Source organism: Microcoleus sp. BM001215392 (genome assembly GCF_036700185.1).
Taxonomy (GTDB): Bacteria; Cyanobacteriota; Cyanobacteriia; order Cyanobacteriales; family Microcoleaceae; genus Microcoleus.
This window is the reverse complement of the sequence record NZ_JAUBOJ010000374.1, coordinates 1-7,298: the sequence shown is the minus strand read 5'-3', so window position 1 is coordinate 7,298 and position 7,298 is coordinate 1. Positions and strand designations below refer to the sequence as shown.

The 7,298-nt window shown below is 44.5% G+C and carries 6 protein-coding genes and 2 pseudogenes; 3 read left to right on the top strand and 5 right to left on the bottom strand.

Annotation, left to right across the window (positions count from 1 at the left end):
• A pseudogene (locus QT974_RS28195) lies at positions 1-314 on the top strand (hypothetical protein); the annotation flags it as partial.
• Positions 315-370: 56 nt separating this feature from the next.
• Here the strand turns inward: QT974_RS28195 and QT974_RS28190 are convergent.
• Genes QT974_RS28190 through QT974_RS28180 form a run of 3 tightly spaced genes read right to left on the bottom strand, consistent with a single transcriptional unit; the run spans position 371 to position 1,522 of the window.
• Positions 371-853: a HEPN domain-containing protein gene (locus QT974_RS28190; protein ID WP_333471696.1), complete on the bottom strand. Its 483-nt coding sequence runs from the start codon at positions 851-853 to the stop codon at positions 371-373.
• A 21-nt stretch (positions 854-874) separates the two neighbouring features.
• A complete protein-coding gene (locus QT974_RS28185; protein ID WP_333471695.1) occupies positions 875-1,210 on the bottom strand; it encodes a nucleotidyltransferase domain-containing protein in 336 nt (111 codons plus the stop codon).
• A 33-nt stretch (positions 1,211-1,243) separates the two neighbouring features.
• Complete coding sequence (locus QT974_RS28180; protein WP_333471697.1) at positions 1,244-1,522, bottom strand: HIRAN domain-containing protein; 279 nt, start codon at positions 1,520-1,522, stop codon at positions 1,244-1,246.
• Positions 1,523-1,892: 370 nt separating this feature from the next.
• On the opposite strand from QT974_RS28180, the gene QT974_RS28175 reads away from it, so the two are divergent.
• Both QT974_RS28175 and QT974_RS28170 read left to right on the top strand, forming a co-directional pair.
• Positions 1,893-2,609 (top strand): DUF6088 family protein, encoded by a 717-nt coding sequence (locus tag QT974_RS28175; protein WP_333471694.1) that lies wholly within the window; start codon positions 1,893-1,895, stop codon positions 2,607-2,609.
• Positions 2,606-3,562 (top strand): nucleotidyl transferase AbiEii/AbiGii toxin family protein, encoded by a 957-nt coding sequence (locus QT974_RS28170; RefSeq protein ID WP_333471693.1) that lies wholly within the window; start codon positions 2,606-2,608, stop codon positions 3,560-3,562. Before QT974_RS28175 ends, QT974_RS28170 begins: the two co-directional genes overlap by 4 nt.
• Before the next feature lie 221 nt (positions 3,563-3,783).
• Here the strand turns inward: QT974_RS28170 and QT974_RS28165 are convergent, their stop codons facing one another.
• Together QT974_RS28165 and QT974_RS28160 are read right to left on the bottom strand one after the other, a co-directional pair.
• Positions 3,784-6,942: a type I restriction endonuclease subunit R gene (locus tag QT974_RS28165; RefSeq protein WP_333471692.1), complete on the bottom strand. Its 3,159-nt coding sequence runs from the start codon at positions 6,940-6,942 to the stop codon at positions 3,784-3,786.
• A 69-nt stretch (positions 6,943-7,011) separates the two neighbouring features.
• Positions 7,012-7,298 (bottom strand): annotated as a pseudogene (locus tag QT974_RS28160) (type I restriction endonuclease subunit R); the annotation flags it as partial.

Genomic DNA, 7,298 nt, shown 5'->3' with positions numbered 1-7,298 from the left:
ATCGCGAAGATGTTAACGGCAGGTTAGGCCGCATTCAGTCAGTCGGGGAGAAAACTGCCACTGTGTGGATGCGACACATCCCTACCATTACCATGCAGTCATACACCTTCAAACACTCGGCTCTCACTGCTGTGCCGTTAGACAATCAACCGGGACTTCAAGAAATTTGCGATCGCACTGACAGACTTCACAAATTAGGAAATCTAGATCCGTTTGAAGTAGAAATCCTGAACTTATTAGAAAGAGCAACTACTCTTACTCCCACTGAATTGCAGTATTTAGAACAGATTGAGAACAGACACAAACTTGATTGAGTGCCTCACAACTATAGTTGGGGGGTGCAGGAGTGGAAAGCAGGCTATCTCCTGAATCAAGGAGAGGATGGAGGAATAGAATCAATATTTGCCAAAGCAAAGTTGAGCATTTCTTCTGCCCGATCTATTGTTTGCACTGCGTCTGTTTGTGAGATTTGTATATCAGCGTTATAGTCAGCTTCTAATCGAGTTTTTTGGGCATCTATTAGGTAACGATGGAACTGCACCGGAACCCGCCCCGAACGAGCAAATTTTTGACCGAAACCGGCGATGACAGCGGAGTGGCGAGAATAAGATAATTTCTCTGACTCTAAAAATGCAGTGACTGTGTAAAACATCACATAATAAGCGCGGGAAGCGGCAAAATCAAAAAAGCCTTGGTCACATAAAACCCAATACGGTTGACTTAAGAAAAATCTGACTTGCCAAAAATGCCTGTATTGCCAGAAAATCGTCAGATGAAATTCATCAAAAAGCGTTAAGTAAACCGTATTGACATAAAACCCGTGCAGCCTGCAAAGTTCTATCAGCTTTATCAAGTAACCTTTGTTGCTCTGGGTTCATATTGGGGCTCCTTCGCGACGGATATTGCGAAAGAAACCGCTTTCATACTCTTGGTACTTCTGAAGTGTGGCAAACATACAGCTAATCACGACGGTATGTTCTAAGCATATATCGGCAATCAAAACAGAAATATGCTCGCTTTCTTGGGAGTAATTGAAGGGTTCTTTGAGAAGGATTAATATATCAATATCGGAGTCCGGTCTAGCATCACCTCTGGCTTGGGAACCATAGAGAATGATTCGGATTAACTGTTCACCATAAAGATTTTCTAATCCCTGGCGGGTTTGGGCGACAATTTCTTTGAGTTGAACATTGATCGTTGAAGTTGGCATAATTGTTTATAAGCCAATCGATAATTTTTTTAGCTAAGATATTGGCAATATACCAATTATACTGGCAAATGATGATAGAAGTTCAAAAATCTCACTATTCAAATATCGCGGACAATAGCCGACGATCTGCTGGTCTTCTGTATTTAAAATCAATGCTTTAGAATCATAGAAGTTTTGAAATTCCTGAGCCAACCACAACTTTTCTCCAGACTCTAAGCGGTTAATTCGCTCAATTGCATAGGGTGGCAAATATCGCAACCCATGCGAGAAAAAATGGAAGCGATACCGCCCGTCAGAATCTGGCTCAGGAATAGGAAAAACAGTGAGTGTGTCTGTTTCTCACCGCCCACCGCTGCGGGCTAGCATGGTAATTGGATCGCTTCCATGCTGAGAAAGATTCAGCCAGTGAATAAAACTTGAGTAATCGGGGCGATTTTTCGGCATCAACCGATTCGCAAATACGGGAAATAACTAGGTTGATGTATGTACTTCACCGAAGCGCGGAAACGAGATATTCCAGTAAGAGTTTTAAACATTGCTTTTGATTTTTGTTTTCGGAGAGTGACAGAAGAGAGGTATGACACAGCCTTTGCTTAATTTGTCAAGTTTTTTTGCAAAAAAACTTGACATCACGCGCAGCTCGAAGAATAATACAAATGAGGGTAAATATTGGATTCAAGCCATGAAACCGATTCGAGTTAATACCTCCGCGCTGATTCACCGGCAAATAGAGCAACAGGGAGAAGGTTACTGGCGGCTATCTGACTTTTCTGGACTACCGCCAACTGCGGTCAGCAAAACCCTCTCCCGCATGGTAAAAACAGGAACACTAGAACGAGTCAGTAAGGGACTTTATTATCGATCGCGCCAAACGCGCTTTGGTAGCAGCCGCCCCTCTCAAAGTGAGATTCAAAAATTGTCAATGCCTCAAACTTTGCAGCCGGCAGGACTTAGCGCTGCTAACTTCTTGGGCTTCAGCACTCAGAATGCAATACAAAGTGAGTTTGCTACCTCAGCGAATAGCGTTCCACGCACCATTATCGGCGATCGGGCGAAAGTTCACACCCGCAGGCCTGAAACATGGAAACATCTGTCTAACACAGAAGCGGCGTTGCTGGATTTGTTGAGGTCGAGAGCAAAGCTGAGCGAATTATCACCTGAGCAAACTAAGCAACGCCTGCTAGAGTGCTTTAGTGAGGGCGTGAGCTTTGAACACTTAATAGTTGTAGCAGATGCCGAACCTCCTCGCGTGCGAGCAATGCTAGGGGCAATTGGTCAAGAACTAGGTAAAAGCCGTCAGCAACTCCAACAACTTCGCCAAAACTTAAACCCGATTTCTCGGTTTGATTTTGGGATTTTGAGGAACCTTTGTTATGCTCATGAATGGCAAGCAAAATGAAACTTTGTGAATCTCCCGATTTTCGAGATGCTATCCTGGCGGCCAGAGAACACTTTGCCAACCTCAGTCTTACCGAAGCATTCATCGAAAAAGATTACTATGTCACTGAAGCGCTGCGAATAGTAGCGAATCAGTGGCAAAATCAAGTTATTTTTAAAGGAGGAACCAGCCTTTCAAAAGGATGGAAGCTCATCGAACGCTTCTCCGAAGATATTGACTTATTTTTGAACAAAGATGCGTTTATCCCACGATACGGGGAAAGTCGAGCTGACAAAGAGTTAAAAGCAATAGAAACCGCCGTCAGCCAGCATCCAAGATTAACATTAAACCAATCTCAATCCAAGCGAGGCATCTATCGGCACAGCTATTTTAACTACCCTCAACAATTTGCTGGGATGGGGACAATTAGCTCGCGTCTGTTTCTAGAGATGGGAACTCGCAGCGGTACTTATCCGTTGCAAACAGTCTCGCTGTCGTCCTATCTGGCTGAATTTCTCTGCGAAATTAACGATAGTCTTAATGCTGAAGATGAATCGCCTTTTCCGATGACTTTGCTCCATTTTCGGCGCACTTTTGTAGAAAAACTCTTTGCCATTCATGCCAAATTAAGGCAATACCAACGCGAAGAAGTTCCTTTAGGAACAGCAACTCGCCATTATTACGATCTTTTTTGTTTAGCGCAGACACCGGAAGTTCAGCAAATGTTAGGTAGTGGAGAATATAGCGACATCAAACAAGACAGCGCTTTCCTCAGCCAGCAAGAATTCCCACAACAATATGACCCGCCTGAAAACCTAGCATTTTCTAACAGCATTGCCCTATTTCCCGTAGGAGGATTGCGCCAATCTATCGCTAGGGAATATCAGCAGCAGTGCCAAAATTTATGCTATGGCAATTATCCAACATGGGAGGAAATAGAAGCTTGTTTTTCTGAACTGCGTAACCAACTTTAGTTATTGCGACCTGCAATACTAATCGCTCAAACCTGCTATGATTTGGATTTGAGGTTGAAATGTGAAAATCGAAAAGCGATCGCCCTTTGCAGATGCTTGAATCGAAGCAAGATATTCGCATCCTCACCGAATCACTTGATGTCAGCTAAATATTTGCTAAAAGTCCTTCTCTAGTTTCCTATAGGAAAGTATGGATGATGTGGGTGGCTGGCAATCCAGCTTCAGGCTGCGGTAGTATAAATACTGCGTCCGGCCTCAGAATAAGATTCGTAAACGTGCTGGTAAATCTCTTGACATTTGCGCTGGTATACTTCCGTTAAATAGCTTTCTGGCAGTCTATCTAAAATTTGCTCGATCGCCACTTTAACTGCTGCCTTGGTTTGCTGTCGCCTGCGCCAATCCAGCACCAGTTTCTCTCGCTTGAGAGTTTCTAACAGCTCAACAGCTACTTTCTTAACTTCCAGTTTTTCCTTTTCGGTTAAACTGATATCTGGTTTGGTCAACAAATCAAAAATCGCCAGTTCTTCCTCTGATAAATTCTCGCATATCGCACGTTTATCCTCAACGTTGAGTTCCTGGGCAAACTCCACTAACTCGGTAAATAATGTTTCCACACTGCAAGAACCAGCATTGTATTCATCAATCATTTGCTGGAACTTATCGAGGTAATTCATCCGGCTTTTGTTGAGGCGCAGCATTTGGGTTAGTTGGCTGCTAATTATGCCTTTTAGTTTCTCGGCTTCAGTGTGTTTGTAGCCGGATGCAAACTGGGATTTGAGGGCTTCAAAGTCTATTTTGCTGAGATCGATTTGTTGATTTGATGCGGGGATGATATAATTTGAAGTACCGATGGATTTGTCCAGAATTTCCTCAATAGCGGTTTTGATTTCGGCAATGTCTGCGTGGGGAGTTAGCTGTTTGATGCGCTTGGTAATTTCAGCAAAAGCATATAAAGTTGGATTAAAATCAACGGCTGCTGGATCTGGGAGAATCGCTTTATAGAGTTTGTTAACGTTCTGAGTTAGGGTAAGATATCGCTGCTTGGAATCGTCGTTGATGAGAATGGCTTCGACAGCATCATTCCATAGCTTGGTAAGGGCGAAAGCTTCGGTGGCGGTTTGGATTTGGTCGAAATTGATGCCACGTTCGGTGCAGAATTGTAGGGTAAGATCGATCGCACTTCTCAATTCATCGACTAAGGCGGCTTTCGATTGTACGGGCGTGTCGCCTTCTGAGACATCACCACCGGAGGCGGAACCGTAAATCGCTAGGGCTTTTTGCAAGTCGCGGAAAACGCCGATATAGTCCACAATCAGCCCGTTGACTTTATCCCCAAATACGCGATTCGCCCTGGCGATGGTTTGCATCAGGGTGTGGTTTCGCATTGGTTTGTCGAGGTAGATGGTGGAACAACTGGGCGCGTCAAATCCTGTCATCCACATCGCACAGACAAAGACGATTCGCAGTGGGTTATTCGCATCTTTGAATTTCTCATCTAATCCCGGTTTTTCCTTGGCGAGGCGTTGGCGGTGGGGTTTGATGGTTAAGCCTTTTTTGTTAAAGATTTCTTCCTCATTTTGGGAGGAGGAAATGATGACGGCCATGTCGGTTTCGGTGATGTATTGAATCTGGGCGGTTAGGTGTTCGTGTTCGGTGGTGTTGGCGGTGATGAGTTGGTTTTGTAAATCAGTTAATTGCTGTTGCCAATACTGCTGGACTTTGTTATACATTTTAACAGCGGTGAAGCGATCGATCGAGACAACCATTGCTTTACCTTGGTAGCCGCGCCCTAAAAAGTGACTGACTATATCTTTGGCGATTTCGCCTAAGCGTTCCTCTCGCGCGATCAGGTGTAATTCCCGCGCAAATTCGCGATCGAGTTTATTTGCTTCGGCTTCATCTAAATCTGCTGATTCTATCGCATCGGCTATCTCTTCATTGAGTTCGCTGTTGGTGAGTTCGAGTTTGGGGATGCGGTTTTCATAGAAGAGGGGAACTGTTGCGCCGTCTTCGATGGATTGGCGGAAGTTGTAGATGCTGATGTAGTCGCCAAATTCGCGCCGCGTGGCTTCTTCTCCCACGAGTAAGGGTGTGCCGGTGAAGCCGATAAATCCGGCGTTGGGTAATGCGGTTCTCATGTTGGCGGCGTAGCTGTCGTATTGGGAACGGTGGGCTTCGTCGGCGATGATAATTACATCATTTCTATCGGAAAGTTGGGGGTAAATTTCGCCTTTTTGGGTACGGAATTTTTGAATCAATGTGAATACATAACGGTGGTCTTCTGTCAATAGTTGTTTGAGGTGTTCGCCGCTGTGGGCGCGGACTTTTTGTTCGGATTCGGTGACTGCGCCGGTTTTGGCAAAGTTTTTGTAGATTTGGTTGTCTAAGTCGTCGCGATCGGTGATAATTACAAATGTCCAGTTTCCAGTAATTGTGCGGTGGATTTTCTGGGAAAAGAACTGCATCGAGAAGCTTTTGCCGCTACCTTGGGTGTGCCAAAAAACGCCGAGTTTGCCTTGATTTTCGCGCAGGTTATGCACCGCTTCCAGGCAATTATTCACGCCGAGATATTGATGATTTTTAGCTACGAGTTTGATTAAATTGCCTTGTTCTTCGCTAAATATGGTGAAGTTTTCAACTATATCTAAGAGTTTGGTTTTGTCGCAGGTACCGCGAATTATGGTTTCCAGGGAGATGATGCCTTGTTCGCCTTCGTTGTTGATTTTTTTCCAGTCTGAGAAATACTCCCAGGTGGCGGTGAGGCTACCGATTTTGCTGATGCTTCCGTTGGAGAGAATGACGATGCTGTTGTACCAAAATAATTGGGGGATTTCTTTTCGGTAGTCGCAGAAGTTATTTTGATAGGCGAATTCGACTCGTTCTCTGGAGGCTTTGAGTTCGATAAAAATCAGGGGAATGCCGTTTATGAAGCCGATTAAATCGGGGCGGCGGGTGTACAATTCGCCGACTATCGAGAATTGGGAAGCGAGAAAAAAGTCGTTGTTGCTGGGGTTTTTCCAGTCGATGACGGTGACGTTTTCGGTGATTTCTTCGCCGTCGTCGTTGCGGTAGGTGACTGTTACTCTGTCTTTGAGGAGATGGTAAATTTCCCGGTTGGCGTTAGCGAGGGTGAGGGCGTTTCTGTCGCGAACCAGTTGTTCGATGGCGAGGTTAATTGCTGGTTTTGGGAGGTGAGGATTGAGTTTTTCTAGGGCTGGCTGTAGTTTGGAGATGAGGACAACTTCGCTTTTGGTTTCTCGCCCTAAGTTGCTGGTGCCACTAATCCATTCGCTGTAGCAGTTGGCTGTGGTGTATCCGAGTTTTTCAAAGAGGGCGATGGTTTCGAGTTCTAGGGCTGCTTCTGAGTCGGGGTGGGGCATGGTGATTTTAGATTTTGGATTTTAGATTTTGGATTGACTCATGAAAAATAAAATCTACTGAGTTTGATATTATTCCATAGTGGTTTGAATCATTATTTGTCTAATTTGTTTGAGGATTCTCATGCTGTCATAAAGTTGATTGCGATGGGGGAGTAACAAGGAGAAAATATTAGATAAATCGTATTGAGGGTTAGGTTGGATTAAAAGTTTAATAAATTGGAATTCGTCACCGTTGGTGATTAATCCATAGACTGGGCATTCTGGGTTGGGGTTTGCCATCAAGTAAGTTAGGGCTTGGGGTAGGGCAACAGAAAAGGCGATTGTTGATTTAGATTCTACAACTAATACCCAGAGTT

Coding starts and splice junctions, on each gene's coding strand:
- QT974_RS28165 (WP_333471692.1), bottom strand. CDS start 6,942: ATGCCCCACCCCGACTCAGAAGCAGCCCTAGAACTCGAAACCATCGCC.
- QT974_RS28185 (WP_333471695.1), bottom strand. CDS start 1,210: ATGCCAACTTCAACGATCAATGTTCAACTCAAAGAAATTGTCGCCCAA.
- QT974_RS28170 (WP_333471693.1), top strand. CDS start 2,606: ATGAAACTTTGTGAATCTCCCGATTTTCGAGATGCTATCCTGGCGGCC.
- QT974_RS28175 (WP_333471694.1), top strand. CDS start 1,893: ATGAAACCGATTCGAGTTAATACCTCCGCGCTGATTCACCGGCAAATA.